The organism is Thermococcus sp. JCM 11816, assembly GCF_055396515.1.
This window is the reverse complement of record NZ_AP043741.1, coordinates 1,553,874-1,574,935: the sequence shown is the minus strand read 5'-3', so window position 1 is coordinate 1,574,935 and position 21,062 is coordinate 1,553,874. Positions and strand designations below refer to the sequence as shown.

At 40.4% G+C, this 21,062-nt stretch carries 16 protein-coding genes; 3 read left to right on the top strand and 13 right to left on the bottom strand.

Going from position 1 to position 21,062, the window contains the following annotated elements:
• Complete coding sequence (locus tag ACZ5TN_RS08835) at window positions 1–1,281, top strand: serpin family protein (RefSeq protein ID WP_464916532.1); 1,281 nt, start codon at window positions 1–3, stop codon at window positions 1,279–1,281.
• A 183-nt stretch (window positions 1,282–1,464) separates the two neighbouring features.
• On the opposite strand, the gene ACZ5TN_RS08830 is transcribed toward ACZ5TN_RS08835, so the two are convergent.
• Complete coding sequence (locus tag ACZ5TN_RS08830; RefSeq protein WP_464916531.1) at window positions 1,465–2,289, bottom strand: hypothetical protein; 825 nt, start codon at window positions 2,287–2,289, stop codon at window positions 1,465–1,467.
• A 192-nt stretch (window positions 2,290–2,481) separates the two neighbouring features.
• Here ACZ5TN_RS08830 and ACZ5TN_RS08825 point away from each other — a divergent pair, with 192 nt between their 5' ends.
• Complete coding sequence (locus ACZ5TN_RS08825; RefSeq protein ID WP_464916530.1) at window positions 2,482–3,228, top strand: methyltransferase domain-containing protein; 747 nt, start codon at window positions 2,482–2,484, stop codon at window positions 3,226–3,228.
• Between the two features lie 422 nt (window positions 3,229–3,650).
• Here ACZ5TN_RS08825 and ACZ5TN_RS08820 read toward each other — a convergent pair whose 3' ends face one another.
• The 9 genes from ACZ5TN_RS08820 to ACZ5TN_RS08780 form a co-directional block, all read right to left on the bottom strand.
• A complete protein-coding gene (locus tag ACZ5TN_RS08820) occupies window positions 3,651–4,061 on the bottom strand; it encodes a hypothetical protein (RefSeq protein ID WP_367884810.1) in 411 nt (136 codons plus the stop codon).
• Window positions 4,062–4,279: 218 nt separating this feature from the next.
• Window positions 4,280–4,576, bottom strand: a complete 297-nt coding sequence (locus ACZ5TN_RS08815; protein ID WP_367884809.1) for a hypothetical protein — start codon at window positions 4,574–4,576, stop codon at window positions 4,280–4,282.
• Window positions 4,577–4,622: 46 nt separating this feature from the next.
• Window positions 4,623–5,336, bottom strand: coding sequence for a M48 family metallopeptidase (locus tag ACZ5TN_RS08810; protein ID WP_464916529.1), 714 nt, complete (start codon window positions 5,334–5,336; stop codon window positions 4,623–4,625).
• Window positions 5,333–8,368 carry a type I restriction endonuclease subunit R gene (locus ACZ5TN_RS08805; RefSeq protein WP_464916528.1) on the bottom strand — a complete coding sequence of 1,012 codons (3,036 nt, stop codon included), beginning with the start codon at window positions 8,366–8,368 and terminating at the stop codon, window positions 5,333–5,335. The genes ACZ5TN_RS08810 and ACZ5TN_RS08805 overlap by 4 nt, the downstream gene beginning before the upstream one ends.
• The gene (locus tag ACZ5TN_RS08800) at window positions 8,325–10,202 is read right to left on the bottom strand and encodes a GmrSD restriction endonuclease domain-containing protein (protein WP_464916527.1); all 1,878 of its coding nucleotides are present in this window, start codon (window positions 10,200–10,202) and stop codon (window positions 8,325–8,327) included. The genes ACZ5TN_RS08805 and ACZ5TN_RS08800 overlap by 44 nt, the downstream gene beginning before the upstream one ends.
• Complete coding sequence (locus tag ACZ5TN_RS08795) at window positions 10,195–11,385, bottom strand: restriction endonuclease subunit S (RefSeq protein WP_464916526.1); 1,191 nt, start codon at window positions 11,383–11,385, stop codon at window positions 10,195–10,197. The genes ACZ5TN_RS08800 and ACZ5TN_RS08795 overlap by 8 nt, the downstream gene beginning before the upstream one ends.
• The gene (locus ACZ5TN_RS08790; protein ID WP_464916525.1) at window positions 11,382–12,542 is read right to left on the bottom strand and encodes a Kiwa anti-phage protein KwaB-like domain-containing protein; all 1,161 of its coding nucleotides are present in this window, start codon (window positions 12,540–12,542) and stop codon (window positions 11,382–11,384) included. The genes ACZ5TN_RS08795 and ACZ5TN_RS08790 overlap by 4 nt, the downstream gene beginning before the upstream one ends.
• Complete coding sequence (locus tag ACZ5TN_RS08785) at window positions 12,542–13,120, bottom strand: hypothetical protein (protein WP_464916524.1); 579 nt, start codon at window positions 13,118–13,120, stop codon at window positions 12,542–12,544. Before ACZ5TN_RS08785 ends, ACZ5TN_RS08790 begins: the two co-directional genes overlap by 1 nt.
• Before the next feature lie 84 nt (window positions 13,121–13,204).
• On the bottom strand, window positions 13,205–14,830 hold the full coding sequence (locus ACZ5TN_RS08780) for a class I SAM-dependent DNA methyltransferase (protein WP_464916523.1): 1,626 nt from the start codon (window positions 14,828–14,830) through the stop codon (window positions 13,205–13,207).
• Window positions 14,831–14,927: 97 nt separating this feature from the next.
• On the opposite strand from ACZ5TN_RS08780, the gene ACZ5TN_RS08775 reads away from it, so the two are divergent.
• Entirely contained in the window at window positions 14,928–15,260 is a 333-nt protein-coding gene (locus tag ACZ5TN_RS08775) for a hypothetical protein (RefSeq protein WP_464916522.1), read from the top strand.
• Window positions 15,261–15,771: 511 nt separating this feature from the next.
• Here the strand turns inward: ACZ5TN_RS08775 and ACZ5TN_RS08770 are convergent.
• The 3 genes from ACZ5TN_RS08770 to ACZ5TN_RS08760 all read right to left on the bottom strand — a co-directional run bounded on the left by ACZ5TN_RS08770 (window position 15,772) and on the right by ACZ5TN_RS08760 (window position 20,853).
• Window positions 15,772–18,939 (bottom strand): hypothetical protein, encoded by a 3,168-nt coding sequence (locus ACZ5TN_RS08770; RefSeq protein WP_464916521.1) that lies wholly within the window; start codon window positions 18,937–18,939, stop codon window positions 15,772–15,774.
• A gap of 21 nt (window positions 18,940–18,960) precedes the next feature.
• Window positions 18,961–19,377 carry a hypothetical protein gene (locus tag ACZ5TN_RS08765; protein WP_464916520.1) on the bottom strand — a complete coding sequence of 139 codons (417 nt, stop codon included), beginning with the start codon at window positions 19,375–19,377 and terminating at the stop codon, window positions 18,961–18,963.
• 273 nt (window positions 19,378–19,650) lie between these two features.
• Window positions 19,651–20,853 carry a tyrosine-type recombinase/integrase gene (locus tag ACZ5TN_RS08760; protein WP_054840348.1) on the bottom strand — a complete coding sequence of 401 codons (1,203 nt, stop codon included), beginning with the start codon at window positions 20,851–20,853 and terminating at the stop codon, window positions 19,651–19,653.
• Window positions 20,854–21,062: the final 209 nt, after the last annotated feature.

The window sequence follows — 21,062 nt, the reverse complement described above, 5'->3', positions numbered from 1 at the left end:
ATGAGGCGTACAGTTCTGCTTGTTATAGTTCTTCTCGTTTTCATTGGGGGATGCCTCGGTCAGATGGAGAATCCCAGGCCCACAAATAACCCATCAACATCACATCCATCGGACTCTTACTCCACCTTACCCACAACAAAGTACGACGTCCTGAAAGAGGGGCAGGAAAAGCCTGTGGTTAACGCGATCAACTCCTTCACCTTTGGCATATACAAAGAGCTGGCAGGGAACAATAACAACGTCTTCTTCTCGCCCTTCAGCATCGAGACGGCCCTTGCCATGGCATATGAGGGAGCAAGAGGAAAGACCGCAGAAGAGATGGAGAGGGTCCTACATCTTCCTGAAGACGATGATGCGAGGTGGACAGGTTTCAGGTATCTTCTACTTTCCCTGAAAAGTCCCGAAGGCTCGCCTTTCATCCTCAGGAGCGTCAATGCACTCTGGGTTCAGAGAGGGTATTCCCTACGGGAGGAGTATCTGGGAATTGTGAAGGAGTTCTACCTCGGGGAGGCAAAGGAAGTAGACTTTCAGGGCAATCCCGCGGAAGCGGCGAGGGAAATAAATGAGTGGGTTGAGGAACAGACGAACGGCAGGATAAAGGACATCGTATCGGGTTTAAGCCCCCAGACAAGGCTCGTGATAACGAACGCGGTTTACTTTAAGGCAAACTGGTCGAGCAGATTCAGGGCAAGCGACACGAGAAACGAAACCTTCCACGCTCCCAACGGGACAGTTATCGTCCCTATGATGCACCAGACTGGAGAATTCCCTTATTTTGAAAACGACGATCTTCAGGCCCTCGAACTTCCCTACGAGGGTGAAAGGCTGGGCATGCTGATAATCCTGCCCAAAGAAGGGAAGTTCGAAAAGGTGGAAGGCAACCTGAGCGCTGGCTCCATAGAGAACATCCTGAAAAACATGCGCGAGGAAAAGGTGAAAGTTGCCCTACCGAAATTCAGGTTCGAGGCTTCGTACAAGCTCAGGGACGTTCTCATGGACATGGGAATGAAAAGAGCATTTCTGGTGCCGGATTTCTCTGGGATCTCCAACGGGGAAAACCTAGCGATAGAGGATGTCGTCCACAAGAGCTTCATCAGCGTGGCCGAAAACGGAACCGAGGCGGCCGCGACGACGGCAGTTACGCTAACGATGAACGCCCCTATGCAGGAGAAAGAACCAAAAATCTTCAAGGCCGACCACCCGTTCATCTTCTTCATCTACGACAGAGAGACTGGAACAATACTCTTCATGGGGCGCATGATGAACCCAAAGGATGGATAGTCCCCTACTTTCTTTTCCAAGCAAGCCACACGACGAGGACAAAGATAACGACCAGAGACCAAAACCAGCATAAATCGGACTGATCCGTAGTTTTTAAATCCCCACAGGAGAATGTATTCCCATAAGATACAACTGGGGCTGCAAGGTTTGAGTAGTGGAAACGCGGGGCAACTAGAACACGCGTCAGGTTACCATCATTAACGGTAGCGGTTGAATACTCAAGCTGAACTTTACCGGTTTCAAAAGCATGAAGAGTACCGTGCATTGTCCTGTGTAGAAAAATACGTAGATCGGTCTTTCGAGGAGGCTGAGGAGTCCAGCCTGATCGAGGACTTCACTTTTAATGGTCGAGCGCTTCCAAGTTGTCCCCGAGTTCCTGGTGTAATATGTAACGTTGTAGAGTTGTTTGAATCGAACGGACACCGCGCCCTCCCCCGGAATACAGTCCACGCACTTAACGTCAGCTCCAGTTATCTCTATGGTCACTGCGGGAAAGAACACCAAACTCCCGTTGAGGCGGTAGCCGGAGAGATAGTCAATCCAGCCCTCATCCCAGAGATACGGCAATATCTCAGAAAGGGATACTTTGTAGCTCTCATTTCCAAAATCGAAGCCGAGAAAGCCGTTTTCATGAAGCCCACTGACTAGTCTGCCCTTTGACTTAAAGCGTGCCAGGTTGTCTGAAACGTTCAAACTTAACCTGGGACACATAACGTACATTGGATTGTAGCACTCCGCCCCAAGAAAGTGCAGTCCGGAGGAGTTCAAATAATAGTACCAGTAAATTTCCGTGTCCGGGTGCACCAACACGTCGTTGTGAGCATCGATCTCCCCCGTTGAGATTAATATTATATTCGAGTTTGGGAGGGTTCCAATGGAAATGTGAATTCCCTCCGTTGGAAGAACTCCTTGAGTTATGACCTCAATGTCGGAGGATGCCGTAGGGGATGCAAAAACAAGGAGAGAAATAGACAAAGCTATTAATCTGAAAAGGGGAATTTTAGACATACCCTTTCACCTTTTCACCCCAATTTTCTGGCAAATCCAACATCTATCCAGGATGCATTCCCTTCTCAGTCCATCCCGCTTGACTATTACGCTTATCATCAGTACGTAATTGCTTGCATAATTTAAAACTTTTCTCAATAAATACAAGTGATAAACCACAAAGGTTGAAAACTCCCAATACTAACTTCCCCCATGCCCACTTGGAAGGACGGTAAGCTCGGACTGCCAGTTAAAGAGGCCCTCAAAGTCTTTCCCGAACTTGGGAAATATATCGACGAAAGTGGGAGACTCGACTTTTCAAACAGAGAAGCCAGAATACTCTACAACAAGGCCATAGCAAAGGCCATCTTCGGGCTGGATGTAGAGTATCACCCAAAAGGCCTCGTGACAACTCCAATCTCGCGCTACCTCTTCTTGAAGACTTTTCTTAGGGGAGGCGAAAAAGTCCTCGAAATAGGAACAGGACACACGGCTATGATGTCCCTCATGGCGGAAAGGCTTTTCAACTGCGACGTTACCGCGACTGAGCTTGACGAGGAATTCTTTGAATACGCAAAGAGAAACATAGAGAAGAACGGGGCAAATGTGAAGCTCATCAAGAGCAACGGCGGAATCATCAGAGGTGTCGTTCCCAAGGGAGAGAGGTTCGACGTCATCTTCTCTGCGCCACCCTACTACGAGACTCCGACTAAAGGGGTCTTAACGGAGAAAGAGGGTGTCGGTGGAGGAAGATACGGCGAGGCGTTTTCCGTAAGGCTCATTGAGGAGGCACTCGAATATCTCAACCCAGGGGGCAAAGTCGCCCTCTTCCTTCCGGACAAGGAGCCGCTGATAGAGGCTATCGCGGAAAAGGGAAAAGAGCTCGGCTACTCCGTTAGGGACGTTAAGTTCAAGGCCGGAACGAGATGGAGGCACAGCCTCCTGCTACATAAGTCCTAAGAAAGCCCATCATTTGGTCATTTGAATGACCAATATAGACGAATTTTGGTCAGCTAAATGACCATGATAAAGGGAAGGGACTCAGACCGTGGGCGTCTCAGCACTCACGCCGGTCTCAGAGGAGGTGCTTTCTCATCACCGTTCACCTAAATTTTTGTGCATCAATGCACAACTTTTTTGCAAATAAGCCCTCTACGGGCTTACACACTCAAGTTGTGCGAGCGCACCTCACCAGCTCCACTCATGCCTACATTTGTAAACCTTAAAAACCTTACGCCATCACCCTCATTTTCATAAAAGAATACTTATAAACTTTTAATAACATCCGCACAGAAAAGAAAAACGGATTATTCACCAGCTCCACTACTATCCGAATTCCGAACCATTTGAAATCTCAACCTTAAAAATTATAAACAATTAAATCAGTCGGCAATTCTAAGTCTGTATATATAGACTGTTGATTTACTGACTTTGAAGTTTCCGAGAAACTTAATGTCGACTTTGCCAATTAGACCTGCATTATCAATTATACTATTGATGATTTTCTCACTGTCTTCTTCAATGTTTTTTAGGGATATGTTTTCATTAAGATACACTTTCTCATCAGTTTTGACTTCTCTCTTTTCCAGCAAAACCGGTAGATAATAGAGTATATTGTTTGTGATATTGCGGACATTATACTGGGTAACAAGGTCGCAAAGTTCGCAATCTTTGTCAATAAATTTGTTCAGAGCATTGCTAACTATGTTGAACTCTTCCTCCGACAACAGTTTCATGTAGTCATCAAACACATCAACTCCATAAATCACATAGTATGTCTGCATAGTTATCACCAATATCATATAACTAACACTACTTATATAAGCTTTTTCAGCACTTTTATGATTCATCTACATACATTAATATCAGATTTATGATTCCATTTTGTCATGCATTTTGGTGATAAACACTATATAAATTATGGTAAGGAGCGTGGTGATATTGGATAATTGCCGATAGATATTTCACAAATTAACTCAATCCCTTCCGATAGTTAAGGAGAGGAAAAAGGTCAAGACTTAAGGAGTTCAATGTATTTGGATATATCCACTTTGGTCTCTTCCTTAATGTTTTTTCTCTCAGCGAGTTTCTTCTGATAGACTCCAATTAGATCATCAAACATTTCCTTCTCTGCGACTAGTGTGATAAGAGCGTCGATGACCGCTGAATTGTCAGCCCTTCTACCTGTCACTTTTGTAATTGCCTCTTTGAGGGTTTTATACTTGTTGAATGCCTTATCATCAAGAAAGACACTATGTTTTGCTCGCCTCTCAGTTTTCTTCTTTGTCGACTTTGCCATATTCATCACCAACCAGAAATCACATCAGAAATATAAAAACATTGCCTAATAAATCTCAATCCTCTGGAATAGCTAGTATTTTTCTCCAGATCTCATTATTCCAAATAATTAGCCAATGCTCTTCTAGAATTTTTTCATGTCTTTTGTAGTCTGGAACCAATGAACCAACAATAAGCCAGAATTTTTTAGTGTGCTTTTTCTCAATCAAATGGACAAGCTCATGTACGACAGCATACCTTAGGGTATCCTCTGGGAGAGATAAAAGAGCCAGATTAAAGTTAAGGTTATTTTTGTTTGAACAACTACCCCACTTACTCTTGTGCTTCTTTATTGAGACTCTATTGTATTTGACTCCTAGAAGTTTTGAATATTGGGTCAAAATCACATTCAACTTATTTCTGAGTATTTTTCTAAGCTCCTTCTCAAGAACACTAATTTCCTGTCCTCTCCTAGATTCAGAGATGAACAAAATAACCTTGTTATTTAGAACAACCAACTTGCTACCCCAACTATTATGATACTTGAAATCTAATCTAACGGGTTTCCCAAAGAGATAAAAGTTCTCACTCAACGCGATTTTCTTATACTGCTCTATTTGTGAGATATGCTGAAGAATCCATTCTCTCTTGGTGGATAATAGTTGCTCCACATCATATCCCGGAGGAACCACAACCCTCACAATGCCATCTGGCCTAATTATTATCCTAGCTAACTTGACGTCTTTGACTTCAATTAGAATTGGAAGAGAGGAGAAAGTCTCTGCACTCACTTCCAGCCCTCATCAAAGTTCTCTACCAGCAGTTCAAAGAACTCCTTGTGAATCGAATCTAGTTTTTTCTCAATTTCGCTGGGCTCTAAATTCATTTCGGCCAGTTTAACCAATAAGAACAGCCTGACGCTCTGCTCGACCTCAGCCTTAGCGCTCTCTCTAGTAGTCCATCCCTCGAACATCTTGTCTTTTAGCTCTTCTTTCAGTTCGAGTACATACTTCTTCGCTGTCTGCTTATCAACACCCAATTTTTCATGAAGGAATGACATTAGAAGGAACTCTTCAGAACTAAGACCATATTTCACGGGCTCCTTCTCAATTTCAATAACTTCCTGAGATACTTCATGAAGTTGCTTAGTGAATTCCTTTATCTTCTCGGCGTTTTCATAGATTCTTTTTATTAGTTTTTCAATTCTCTCAGATAACTTTTGGTATGCAGGCCCTTTGTTTTTGTTTCTCTCAGACCAGCTCTTTAATACCACCGCAAGATCAATAAGTTTTGAATCATCTGCTTCCCCATTCTCAATTTTTGATGATAGCTTTTCTAAGTACTCAACATCAAATTTGATTAAGGGGAATTTATCCTCAATCTCTTTGGCTTCTACGCTTCTCTCAATTATCTTTTCAGTTTTCTTATAATACTCCCTGAATTTTCTGTCTTTCTTTCCTTTGTATTTTCTCACATAGGCCTTATAGATGGCAGTTATTTTCTTATAAGTGTCAAGATACGGTACCAAGAAGGGATCTGGGGAAATAAACTCAAACAATTTTGCAAGTTGCTGATATTTCTCCTCAAAGAATTTGCCCTTAGCTGGATCTCTTAGGTAGCCAATGACATAATAATCGAGGGTGTTTTTATTAATCTGGTCAATACCACCCAAAAATTCAACAAGTTCATTATACAAGTTCTTGAAGCCTTCTTTTAGAGAGTCATAATTATATGCTACTCCCTTGATATCCTCCTGATAGAAATTAAGAACCTTCTCCAGATTCTCGAACACCCCACTGTAATCAACTATCAGTCCGAACTCTTTTCTAGGTGCAGGCCTGTTTACTCTGGCAATAGCTTGTAACAAATTATGGTCTCTCAAAGGTTTATCTAAATACATGACTTGATTTACTGGAGCATCAAATCCCGTTAATAGCATGTTTGTCACAATGAGGAGCTTGGGAGTATCTCCATGCCTGAACTTCTCAACAATTTCTTCAATCTTTTCCTTGCTCTTATGGTATTTTCTTAGCTCCTCTGGATCATCATCCCTAGGTGAAAACACTACTTCGCTCCACTCAGGAGGAAGATATTTATCCAGTTCTTCTTTGTAATAGGCACAAGCCCATCTGTTCACTGCAACCACTTGTCCCTTAAAGCCCAGAGGTTCTATGTATTTTTGATAGTGCTCTGCAATGTCCTTAGCAACAAGCTCAATTCTTTTCCTAAGCTTAAGTAAGAGTTTCCTGTCAACTTTCTTTTGGAGTTTCTTCTTGGTCTCTTCATCTAGCATCCAGAACTCTGATTCAAATAACTTGTCAGCTAACTCCTTGTCCACCTTGTACTTGACCCCTCTGTACTGATAGTAAATTGGGACTGTGAATCCATCCCGTATTGACTCCTCAATTGAATACCTGTCCAAATACAATTCGCCCGGAGGGTTGAATTTTTCAAAAGTATTCCTCTCATCCTTTGCTACTGGTGTACCAGTAAAACCAAAAATGAATGCATTTGAAAGTATAGCTCTCATGTTTATGGCCAACACACCGTATTGACTCCTATGACTCTCATCCGTTAAAATTATAACATTCTGTCTCTTGTTTATTGGTCTGCTTCCACTCTTTAAGGCCTCGAACATTTCCCTGTACCTTCTTGTCCTCTGCTTATCCCTCGATTCCCTAGGCTCTTGGAACTTCTGAACCGTAGTTAGTATTATGCCTCTTTCATCATTGTACAACATCTCGATTAATTTTGTTATCGAGGAGGCCCTTTTGACATTGAACTTGTGTTTTTGGAAGGTCTCAAACATCTGCTGTTCTAGATTATCCCTGTCAACAACTATTACAATAGTGGGATTATCAAGTTCCTCTGTTCTGTACAATTTCCACGCTGTGAAAAACATTGTCAAACTTTTTCCTGAACCTTGGGTGTGCCATATGAGTCCCGTCTTTTTATTGTCCTCACCAATATAAGTCCGGAGAACTCTATTATGGATTTTGTTTGTGGCTCTGAATTGCATGTATCTCGCAATTATTTTTACAAGCTTATTTTTCTCATATCTAAAGAATATGAAGTTCCTGATTATGTCAATGAGATTTTCCTTTGATAGCATACCATAAGCGCTTACTCTAATGGGATCTTCCTCATAGGTTACATCAAGTTTGTAGGGATAAGGGTCTTTCCATTTTCCCCACATGTCCAAAGGAGCATCTGAAAAGGTTGGGGCATAAAGAACTTCAGTCCAATCGGAGATAATGTTGAACTGATTGAAGACAAATAGCTTGGGAACAGCGGACTCATAATCTTTTATTTGGTAGTATGCGACTTCAAGGGTTTCAGTTTCAGTAGTGGGACTTTTGACTTCAATCACCACAACTGGAATCCCATTGATGAACAGAACAATATCTGGTCTTCTCCTATTCTCACCTTCTTTAATATAGAACTGCCTAGTCACCAAGAATTCATTATTTTTGAGGTTATCATAATCAATTAACCACACCGTCTTGTGGAATTTCGAGCCTTTAGGCTTGAAAGAGAGGCCATTTTTCAAAATCTCCAGAAAATCCCTGTTTCCCTCTATAGTGTGAGGGAGATATTCTAACTTTTTAATTATCTGCTCTGCATCTTCCTCGCTTATCTTCCCAGCGTTTATCCTAAGGAGAGCCCTTATCAACCTGTCTTTAAGGAGAGCTGAATTGTAATCCCGTTCCTTTTTCAATTCTGAAGGAGGCACATACTCCCAGCCAAGTTCATTTGAGAGAATATTGACAAAGGGACACTCAGATATCCGCTCCTCCGGTGTTGGCATTCTCCCCTCCCCCACCTATGAGTTCTTGCACTTTATTTAGAATAAGTGTTTTCCTTCTCTCTAGGAACTTATCATAATCATTCTTCCTCATCGCATCAATGCACTCTGAGTCAATAAAGTGGGGTTTGAGAACCTCTTCTACATCGCCGGGGATCCAGTTGATGTACTCTTTTGGAGATGTTGCCGAAATCCTTCTATTGGTTTCATCACTGATGAGGGTTCTATTGAGTATGGTGTTAATCTTTGACTTATCTTTGTCTCCAAGGCCTTGCTTTCTTAGAAATGCCTGTGGGAAGATGTGGTGGTCCTCTAGGTTATGAAATTCTATTGCGTCAACTTGCAAGAAGTCCCGTGCATGGTTTAGCGCAATCAGATTCATGATGCCCTTGTAAATTGCGCTTCCACTTCTTGAGACTGCATATAAATTCAATGATGGTACTCTTGTTCTAGCTTCATTGATCATTGAGGGTACAAACTCAGGCTCTTTGAAAGCTCTTATCAGTTCTAATGTATCACTCTGAGACGTTGACTCAACGGCACTACTGTATCTCTCGGTGAATACCGAACTCCAGTACCATTGCTTTATCAGTGTGTAAGCTCTGCTCTTTTCCATTGGAGATAATTCTTTGGTGCCCTCCACATAATATAGGAGTGTTGCCAAAACTGGAAGCATGGGTTTGTATGGAACCCACTTTGGCAGAAATGCCCCAAACCCATCTTGATTGGTGCTCATAACTCTCTCAATTGCTCTGTTAAAGTATTCTGCTATAGTCCACCAATCTTCTTCAAAATTCGCTGGTGACAGATTAATTAGAGACCTGTTTTTAACATCACTAATCTCCTTCTCGCCCTTGTCTTTATCCTTGTCCCTAAGCACCCTCATGAGACCTAATGCCCTAAGTAACAACACTTTAAAGAGATCCGGGTTGTCCTCGGACAACTTTCTGATACTCTCAAACGAATCAACAGTATCCTGCCATATTTTATGAAGATCAATATCATCTTTGTACAGTCTGGCCGTCAAGAGATCAAAGACTGATAGCTTAACTCCAGTACTGTTCATCTTCTCGAATATTGTACAGACCTCACCGAGTTTTTGTTTATCATTTGCCTCAATTTTTGGTAAGTACAAAACTGGAACCTTAAACTCAAAGAGCTTGTTAATGTAATTCTCCCATTTTTTAACTCTCTCTTCGATCTCATACTCAATCCTGTCCAGTTCTTGCAAAATTACATCAACATCATTAGTTCTCTGTCTTGCTATCTTTTTTTGTTTCTCCCGGTGATATTTCTTAAATTTCTCGATCCAGTTCTTCCACTTCAGCTTGCTTGAAAGCTCCGTGAAGGGCACTATTTTGTTTTCAAACTGGTAATTTTTATTTATATACCCGTATTTCTTAGCATCATCTTCATTCACACTGAACACAGCATCCTCAACATTGCCCCTCTCCAATTCTTCAAGCTTTAAGAAGAAGAGATACCTTCTGCTAGTATATTTCGGTGTAACAACTTCTTTTGGCGGTGCATAGAATACATAGTAAAGAGAGGTTATCCTCTGCTGGCCATCGAGGATCATACCCTCTGGCTCTGCAATGTACTTCCCATCTCTGTCAACTGGTAGAGTAACACCTTGGATTGGCCTCCACGTGAATGGGGGGTTGGTAGGATCCGTTCTAAGGAAGAGGAAGGTACCTATAAAGTAACCATTGAGAAGTGAGACCAGCAAGTCCTTAATGTTCTGTTTTGACCATACAAAGTCCCTTTGGAACTGGGGAAGGACTAATTTCCCTTCTTCGGCCTGTTTTAATATCTCAAGCAGATTCTCCATTTTCGGGTCGAGCTTATCCACTTTTCTCACCCACCTTAACCCTAACTTTTCCCGTGAGAAGTTTGTCCATCATACCTAGCTTGAGTTTCTCAAGCTCCTCTTTTGTCTTTATCTCAGCCTCAATTTTATTATCAATTGTCATAAGAATCTGGGCTATTTTCTTTTGTTCATCAAGTGGTGGTAGGGGTACTAGGAATTTCTTCAGATTGGTGGCATTAATATTAGCTTGGCTTACTCCCCTAGTTGCAATTTGCCTTAGCCTGTCTTGAGACAGTATCAGGTAATATGTCAAAAAGGCCGAGTCAACAATATCTTTCTTGGGCCGAAGTCTAATGAGATATGAAGCAAAAACATAGTCTCCCTCAAGCATGAAGATCCCCGTCTTGCCAACAAGCTCATAACTGTTTGTCCTATTGACCAATATATCTCCTTTTTCCAATTTAAATTTGTTGAATGTTTCTTCATCTAAATCCACATATTTTAGATTTACAGGCATGACTTTTCCATTGATTATGCTATCCATTTTAACAATAGGATACTGCCCTTCATCATACATCTTTATTGAGAGTCCATACTGGGCAAATTCAATTATATCCCCAATCTTAACAACATCCCACTCAGCAGGAATTTGCCCTAAGGGACTTGGCTTGAATTTTGTATGCCCAATCCCCTCGCTGAACAGTTTTTGCATTAAGGCATTCTTGAGTTGCTGGTAGTGATGGATTAAGGCATCAGTTTTCTCGATTGCCTTGTCAATTGTGGACAGTATTTCGGCTATTTTCTTCTGCTCTGGGAGTGGGGGATAGATCACATAATAATGTTCTAAAAACTCCCTCTTAAGACTTGGAAGCGTTGTTTGGGCATGGGTTCCAGATAATTTGAAGAAACTCATGTGGTAATAAAGGTATTTAATATCAATATCCTTCTTAAATTCCAAGTAAAAGGTAGTATCTGATGGCCAAGAGGGAACTTCTACTAAATGTACTGCTCCCGCAGTTCCTTTTCTTCCTATCACTAATGTTGGAAATTCAACTAAGGGTCTGTCTGTCCAAGCATAAATGCCACTGGAACCAATAACAGGAATCTCTCCTCCTTTTTTAGGAATAGCCTTTCCATATTTTACATTTGCGATTTCTTTTAACTCAAAGACGTTCCACTCCTTAGGTATCTTCCCAATTGGTGTCTCCTTGAATTCACCAGTCATGAAGACTCACCCTCTGATTTTGCCCGTAACCATGCATCAAGGGGGACTTGCTTAAGTTCCTTCACGCCACCCTTAACTTCATAAAATCTTACTACCCCACTCCGTTTACCGACACTTGCTATGTACTTCTCTTGACATATCTCTATGAACTGCTTCAGGCCCTTTTTGTCCTCAATCTTAATTTTGATGTGTTCCCCATCTTCAGTTACCTTAAGGTTCGGCCTCTCCTTTGCCTTAAGAACATCCAGCTGGTCTAGCAAATCATTGACAAAATTTTTGTATCTTTCTGAATCTGTGTCAATTCCGTCATCTGTTATGAAGCTGAAAAACTTGCTCTTTTGGAGTTGTGTTAGTGTTCTAAATATTGTCACAGTACTGAGAGCATACTTCATAATCTTCTCCTCATTTTCAAATTCGATAAGGCCAGACTCCCTGAGTTTTGATATTGTTTCCTGAGTAATTTGCTTGTAGTGCTCATAGTACTTGAAGAATGATTCAAAGTATCTTGTGTTCAACACCAGCAACCATCCATCATTGTCACTATCTGGGAACTCAAAGTATATTGAATCAATTGCTAGGGGGATAGAGGTATAATCATCAGTTGCTATTGATAACTGTTTTCTAAACAATCCCACCATTATGCTGTTCTTCTTGAGAATGAATGACCTTCTATTCTTTACAAAAAAGGCGACCCTACCCCCCTCCTTGAACTGTATATCAAGAACATAACCAACAATGGATTTCACACTCCTAGCTGATGTCGAAGATACAGAACCCCCTTGCTTTATCTGGTTCCATATTACCCCAAATCCGGGAATATGGGAAGGTTCAATATATCTGACAACTCCCCCTGAAAAGGGCCTGTTATAGTCAAAAAAGTTTGTAAACTCGGTCTCATCTTTTGATACTTTGTTGATAACTCTCGAGAATCTCTGGTTGAATAACTTTACAATTTTTCTCTTGTAATTATTGGGGAGAACTAGATTGTGTGTTTTAAACCAAGCTCTTGGGTCTTTTGTTCTTTTACCGGTATTTTCCACAAGATACACATCAACTGTCATGTCTCTAACTTCATTAATCCGTGAGTGGAATTTCTTTAGAGTTATGATTGTCGATCCTCTGGCAAGAGCCCAGCTCTTCTCACTCTCATCACCCATCAGTCTTCGACCTCCAGATATATATTACCTGACAGGCTTGATACACAAATTCTCTCTGGGTTAGTTTTATCCGCAAGTAGTATTTTGTCTTTTCTAGTTATTAATATTACCCAATGATCCGATTCTCTGTTCTTTACTTTAAACAGATTATACCCTAATGCACCCAGCACGGGATTTGCATAGATGAGATTTGCCCTAAGGTAAAACGTGAACACCATGAACATAAACACTAGAAAAGTCAGGACATTTCTTACTCCTTGATCTTTCGGGATAAAGGCCATCATAGAGACAACGTACGTGATCAGATATTCTAGGTATATATGATTCATTTCCTGATATTCATCGATAACAATAAAATCATCGCAAATCCTCTCACTTCCACCAACATTTAGTTTCCGCCTTGCCACTCTTAAAAAGAGAAGCAGTGAGAATAGGGAAAATACAGTCAGCGAACCAAAAAATATTGTGTGAAGTCCTGTTATTCCATCATATGTCTGAATTAGCAGTATAAGCCATAAGGGTATGTATGAACTAAGGAAAAGCCACAGGCTTGTGAGTAATGTTGGTTTCTCTTCCATCCTAGTATCACCTTTTAGGGGATCCCTAATGCGATGAAAGATTCAAGATAAATAAAATGTGAATAATATCAAAAAATCCACACATTAAATCACCTGAAGCTCCTTAAGGTATTCTTCTATCTTTGCCTTAAGTGAACTTCTCTCCTTTTCGAGGGCCTCAAGTTTGTTCCACACATGCCTTATATCAACTTCATCCCTCTCAATGATAGGTGTCACGTACAGAGTGACGTTCAGGTTATAGTCATTGTTCCTTACTTCTTCTAGACTGACAACCCTTGCATACCCCTCGATGTCTTTGAAGTCATTATATGCGTTCACAATCTTGTCAATGTCCTGAGTTCTAAGCTTGTTCTGTCTCTTACCTTCTTCATAATCTTGACTGGCATTAATGAATAGTATCTTGCCCTTTCTCTCCTCAGGCTTGTTCTTTCTAAATATTATCAAAACCCCGGGAGCTCCAGTATTGTAAAACAACTTTTCAGGAAGCGCAATTATAGTGTCTATCCAGTCTTTTTCCACAATCTCCGCCCTAATGTCTCTCTCCTTCCCCCCTCTAAAGAGGGCACCATTGTCAATTACCACACCCACTCTCCCAGTATCATCCCTCGCACTTGCAAGCATGTGCTGAATCCACAGCCAGTCCGCTGAGGTCCCCAGTGGGGGTATCCCAAAGGGAAACCTCTCTGCACTGAAGGGAACTTTCTTAATTTCCTCTTCTAAACCCTTAAGGTTCTTGTCATTCCAAGGAGGGTTAGCCAATACCACATCGAACTTCTTTAGCCGTCCACCCTCAGTGAATTTGGGTTCAAAGAATGTGTCCCCGTGCCTTATGTCAGCATTCTTGATATCATGGACAACAATATTCACTCTTGCAATTACATAAGTCATGTCATTGACTTCCTGCCCGTAGAACTTTGCCTTTTTGATATCGCCGCCGTTCTCTTTTATGTGATAGTAGGCAGTTATTAACATGCCCCCAGTCCCACATGCAGGGTCATAAATTTCCTCATAATCCTTGGGGTCAAGAATTCTAACAAGGACTTTAACAACTTCTTTGGGAGTGAAGAATTCCCCACCCTTCTTTCCGCTAGTCATAGCAAACTGCTCAATAAGGTATTCATAAGCCTCACCAAGAATGTCGGGGCTGACATTTTTTCCAATCCTGTATTTATCAAAGTGGTCAATCAATTGTCTAAGTTTTTGATCTGGGAGTACGTCTTTCTTGTTGAAATCTACTCTGGTCAGAAGTCCCCTAAGGCTTTCATTGTGTTCTTCAATTTTCATAAGAACCTCATTCAATTTCTCACCAATGTTTACAGGAGTGTTCTTGACCTTTTCCCAAAGGCAATCCTCTGGTATCTGATACTTGTGCCAACTCTTTTTCTTAGCTTCGATCTCAGCAATCTTCTTGGCTTTTTCCTCGCCAAGCTTGTCTTTCATCTGATTAAAGATCCTCTCATAGACCTCCCAGTACTCATCTTCATATACGTCTGACAGTCTCTTGTAGAACAGAAGGGTTAATATGTACGGCATATAATCAACTCTATTCCTTAAAATATTCGCTGCATCCCAGAGCCAAGTTTTTAATTGCTCTTTATCCGTCAAGTCTGCCGCTGTGTTAACTCTTTTTTCTGTTTTAGTTTCATCTGATTTTGATTTTCCAGAATTAGGTTTTTTGATGAAGGTAGTTAAGGGGACTTCCTTGTTCATTATACTCCACCACCCTATGAGTGTAATAAGGTAAGTAAATAACCTTTTCTAATGCCTTAAGTCATTTTAGTGTTCTATTACTAATGGTGGTGACCTTATGGGAAAAAAGGAATACAAAAAATTGAATGTTCTCATGCATGTTGAAACATACAGGTCACTAAAGGAGTACTCAGAGAAAAATGACATTGCAATGATTAAGGTGATTATTAAGGCTTTGAACTTTTCAATAAAACATTTAGACAAATTTAAGAAGTTTTTACGGCAGTATGCTGACTTTATATCTGGTGATGTTACAACACTAAGAACTTTTTCAGTGAGCGAGATGAATCATGAAAGGATAAAGGCATGGGCAGAAAAACTTGACCTTAGCGTGAGCAAGTGGGTGGATAGTGCTGTGGCTTTCTATTTAGCGAAGAGACAGAAAATGTAAAGAATGTTTCCAGTGGAAAACTTTTAGCAACAGAGTATACTAAGTTATGAATCAGGTTACATCTCAAAGGTTGCACAGGTTACAATTCCTCGCAGGCCTTCTTTTCTGAGAAAGAAGCCACCGGATATCCCCAAACTGAACTGATCAAACAGAAGTTTTTTAGTCAAATATTGTGATGATAAATGCATAATAATGTAAAACACACATTAAAACTTATCAACCTGAAAATTGAGTGAATATGGTACTATAACAGGAAAATAAATGCATATTGCCTCTGTAACTTTTGTAACCAATGTAACCTGAAAATCTTCTGCTCATGATTAAAGTATATTGATGTATATAAAGATATAACACTGCCATATCGATAGTTTAAAAATTGTAATTTTTTATTATCATTAAAATTACCGGGTTACAAAAGTTACAAAATAATAGGATCTATATCGCTTTATTTGGCGAAAAAAGGCATTAGATGGCTTGTAACTTTTGTAACCTCTGTAACCGGAGTAACCTATTAGATGTTCCTGACTTTGAAGACTATGTTCTCGGAATTCGAATCAAGGGTCTTGCCCTCTATTTCAATGTGTTTTCTGAATTTTGTTAGCAGTAACTCCCTAACCCTACCTTCAATCTCTTCTCTTTCTTCCATATGACCAAAACGCTCAATTAATATTTCTGTGAACTGGCTGATGTTTATGTTCTGTCCCTTTAGGTCTTTTAGGGTCTGATATACTTCTTCTGCGAGGGCATCGGGGACCTCAAGCCCGTTGTCTATTTTCCTATATCGGCCAAGTTTTATTAGGTCAATTTCTACACCCTTGACCGTTTGCCCGTTGATGCGGTTTGATTTGTATTTTGCCACACCCGGATACCTTTTATTGATAAACTTTACAAGCTGGGTTGTATAATAGACATTATCTAAGATTGGGGTTGTTTGTTTAAGTAGTTTGAATGCTGTTGTTGTAACAAAAGGATTCCCCCTTGCTGTTCTCGGAATAAAGTCAGCGTTAAGCACTTTATCAAGTATCTTGTCAATGTAGATTGTTATGTCATCTGACTCTGTTGCATTTTGTATGTCCTCAATACTTTTTATGACGTCCGCAATGTTACTGAGTATGTTGGTGATTTTGTTTGAGAGTTTTTTGACACCGTATGCCCTAGCTATCTCTCTTAATATTGCTAATGCCCCCGCAAATTGGGTGTAAAGCTCGGCTCTCCTGTAACTTATCTGAATGTCGGCCTCTGCGAGAATCTGGCGTAACGTGTTCACGTTCAATTTTATCATTTCAGTAAAGGTTATCTTTTGTTCATTCAAGATCTCTGTTATATTGTCAGCGATTTTGAAGCCTATTCCCTCTTTCATATAGCGTATGCTGGTTGCGTCTTGTTCAGTTTCGAAGATATACTCATCATCGGGAACTTTTAACTGAATAATCCTGTCGAGCACACCTGTATCAACAAATGAGCCATCCATAAAGGCGGCGTTGAATTCTTTATTGCTTGTGATTAGTAGTGATGCCTTCAAATTGTAGATGATCTGCTCCAAATTCGCTTTACCCCTTGTAACGCTTGTTGCATCGCCACTGAGGTAACTCTTGATAAAGCCCAATATGTTCTTATCCAGCGTTACAACGTCGTCAATTGATACAAGTAAGTGCCCCACCGACAGTAGTTTCAGCATTCTGAAGGCTGATTCTGCCTCACTTGCTGATAACTTCTTTATGCCCCAAGCTTTGGTTGTGAGGAGTGTCGCCAACGTCGATTTGCCTATCGAAACCGCTGGAGACCACAACCAGATTAAAGGCCTTTTAATATTCTTCTCATTATTGAATAACGCTGAAATCATTGCTCCAACGCTAACAAAGAATATTTTATCATCTTTGATTGCGCTGAGCGTTTCTAAGAATTTTCTGACATCATCATCTGTAATCCTCTCCCTATAATCCCGTGTATCCTCAACAGAGTATACTTGATTAAAGAATTTGGCTGCATTGTGCGTATACTTGTTGCTGTTAATATCAACGTAAAACTTGAAGCTTTCTGACTCGTATATCTTTCGGATATTGTAATAATCCCGTAAGATGTTGAGTATCTGTTGAAGGGCGCTTTCGAGTGTGTTCTTTGAAGCAACTGACGCCAATGTTGTCCCTGCTAACCAGCGGGCGACTTCATTAAGGGGCTTTCTAACAATTGTATGCCTCTGTCCGTCCTTCAAATCAGTCACAACAAGTGTGTAACGCCACTCCTCCATTCCCGTTTCATCCTCTTTTATCACAATTTCCTTCAACTCCATTTTGGCGTTGAGGAGTTTTTCTCTTGAGACGAGGGTGAACTGACCATCATCAGTAACTTTGTACGTCGCTATCTGTATCTTGTCCCGGTACACTTCAATTGCTTTCAATGAGCGCATTCCTGTGCGGAAGAACGCCCGCCCAATAAAGTTCTTGTTGAATTTTTCACCGTATCTACCAATAATGCCCAATATATCTAAGATAATCTTTCTAATTGTTTCTTTTGCTTCTTCGGGGCTCATATTGTTGGTTTGGGCGAATTGGGATAGTCTCCTGTCCTCAATTATGTTGCCGTTTTCATCCTCGACAAAGAAGAATGAGACGGTTGCTATGCTCTCTCTTCCGCTTGAACGCTCCTGTTGAACCAGACTTTTCACAATGCTAAGCCGTTGTTTCTGTTCTTCATCATCGAGGAGTTCTAAGAGTTTTTCTGCAAATAATCTAAGCTCATCTGTGTCAATTTTAGTGTATTTGTAGACGGTTGCGAGGGTAAGGAAGAATAAGTTGTGCCTTGTGCCTTTCTTATAATAGTTCTTGATAACCAAATAGACTTCTTTTGCCATCTCCGCTATTTTTTCTTCTGTGAGGTTTTGATCAGGGGTTCTTAGGTCATAGACAACATCTTTTGAGTAGAGTTTCTCTGTCCTCTTTCTCTTCTGTTCAACCTCAATCTCATTGATGAGTTGTATTAGCTTTTCTTTTTCAGTTACCGTATCCGTTTCTTTCACTATATTAGCTTGAAGCCCTGAATTTTGATTGAGCGAGTATGGAAGTCGGATTATGCGAGCGAAGTCATAAATGTTATCTGCGTTGTATTCTGTGTTTTCGAAAATGTATGTGAGTAAGGCCATTTTCCTCCATTCCTGCTCGCTGAGGGGCTTGTCGAGGACTATCTTTATGTGAAGCCCTCTTCCCGATGAGATTAGCGAGTAGTTGATCCCGTATCTGTCGAAGTATTTCTGAACAATCTCTTCGACCTTTTTGAAGTCTTCTTCTGTCATCAAACTGTGTCCTTTTTTGTCAATGTCCAGATAAACAACTCTTGTCTCTTTTACTGCGAATTCATCTTTTCTTTTTGCTTTGTTGTAAATAAAGATGGTGTGGTAGAGGTTGAATGTTTCAACATTGTTCATTATCCAGTTCTTTACCTTAACGGGGTTATCTCTTAGCTCTTTGAGTGTGAAGTAGAACTCTTTCTTTATTTCATTATTTACTTTTTGATCGGGGTGTAACCGAGTAATCACAAAGTAGTAATCATCTTTGTCAGTCCACTTCTGCTCTTTAAAGTAATATGTGTGTATGTATTTGATAACATTGTCTGCTATCTCTTTCTTGTTGAGTTTATGTGCAAGTCCTAAGTAGTTTTTGTCTTTATTACTTGATGGAACCATCACAGACTTGGCGCACATTAATCAATCCCCCCTCATCATTAAGCCCGCAACTTTGTCAACGTATTTCTCTAAGTCATATACCACATTTCTAATATTAACGTCATTTTGAATGATGTATATTATGTTGTCTTTAATGATTATATTCACATCAACTGTCCTGCCTTCCAAGTAAACTCTTGCAATTGGGAGTGGGATTTTATAGCGGATTATGTTTTTGTGTTTGAATGTATTTGTTTTGAATCTAACAACGCCTTTCTTAGTAATGAGAACCGCGTTATAGTCTGTTTTCAAGACTATGTTTGATGGAAGCGTCCTTTTATGTATAACAAGCTCCGCAGACTTCTTATCACTAATATTATAGATTTTTGCCTTGCATTTTACAGTGTACATCTCATCACAGGACATTATATAAGGGATCTTGGAATTGATTTCTATCATCCTGATCACCTCTTTATTATATCATTAATACCAAATTCACTTAGGGTTTCTATAAATATAGAACATTCAGTTTTTATAAACTTGTGCATAATTTCAAACAAAAAAGTGATCAAAAATAAAATTAGTAACTGTTAATTTTCTCCAAAACTTCATCAAAGACACTCCAAGTTGTACAACAAAGCGGATATGGAGGTTTTAATTTACTTTTCATTTATTTTGACTTCAAAGATTGAAAAATGATAAATTGGGGGCTTACCCTGATTTACTCGTTTATTAGCTCTTTTGAAAGTGCAAAAAGAAATCCCTCGGGAGTAACTTGACGTCCTTGAACGCCTTATACCACATCGACCTAAGCTCTTCCCTCAATCCAGCGTCGCTATGAGGATAGCGGTTAAGATAATGCTCATATATTGTCTTTTGCACAGGGACAGGCACATCTTTGCGACGGTGGTGGGTGAGAAGCGATATGTGCGGTTCTGATACTCCTTTTGCGAGCAGGCGATTAGCATAAGCCTTCTTACAGAACTTGAGTTGCAACGGATAAAGCTTTTTGACAATAGTGTTGTTTGTGATGTACGCCATCGCCAACGTTTGCGGTGTATAGAGCTTCTTACGGGTCTTTCTGAGCTGTTCATCTAATCTGACAAACTGGAAGAGCTTATCATCATTGTTGAGACCATACCAGTTAATGTAGAATTTGATTAACTCTGTAGCCTCATCTGTTAAAAAATAGATTTCTGGAAGCCCGATTTTTGTGTTTTGCCCCCAGATGACCTTTTCTTTGAAATCAATGTCAGAGACTTTGACTTGTTGCAAATCATTAAACCTCATACCCGTTGTACTTAAAACAACATAAGCAAGGGCTGATGACAGGGTAAAGTTGTCTGTAACCAGCTCATTTAGATAAAGCTGGAATATGACCTCGATCGACTTCTTGATGTCTTCCAGCGAGACATCCTTCAACGTCCTAGCTTCCCGCTCTGCTCTCAGTTTGTTGGGAGATACAAGCTTACGGGGACTGAAATTCTTCTTCATCGCTTTGAGAAATATTGCATTCTCCGCTTCAACGTCACTAACTGTTTCAATAAAAGCTGTATAGAAGTCGAGGAAGTCGAAGAACATATGGTAATACTTTTCATAACTACTGTAACTGTACTTTCTGAATAAATGTCGCAAAAAGTTCACAATGAGATTTCTTGTAATGACAATGTAACGCTCATCATACTGTCTCCGAATGAGGTCTGGATAGTTCTCTTCGACGTAGTTGATGAAATCAACCTTAAAAAAGCGTTCAATCTTCCTGAGCCAGTTTGCCGTTATTCCTTTATCCCTCTTGAACTCGACAAAGCGGTCAAAGTCACTCTCAAAGACTGTGATATACCTGACGCCTGCATTCTGTCGCACTAATTGAGTGTCGAGCATCTGCTGTTTTAATCTTCTCAACTCATCTGCAACGTAAACATCTTCTCTCATCATCTTTATCACCCATGTTTTCGGAGCAGGTGAGGTGACTATTACTCACAGCGGCGTTGCTTCTTTTAAAGATAACCATATGTTCTGTTTTCGAACCTGAAAAACGGCTGTTTTTGGCGGTCTCTACTGTAACTTTCCAATACAAAAATTTATAAAGGTGGGGACTTTTTGCGTTGTGCTTTCTCCTCATCGTCCCCAAAGCCATACATAGA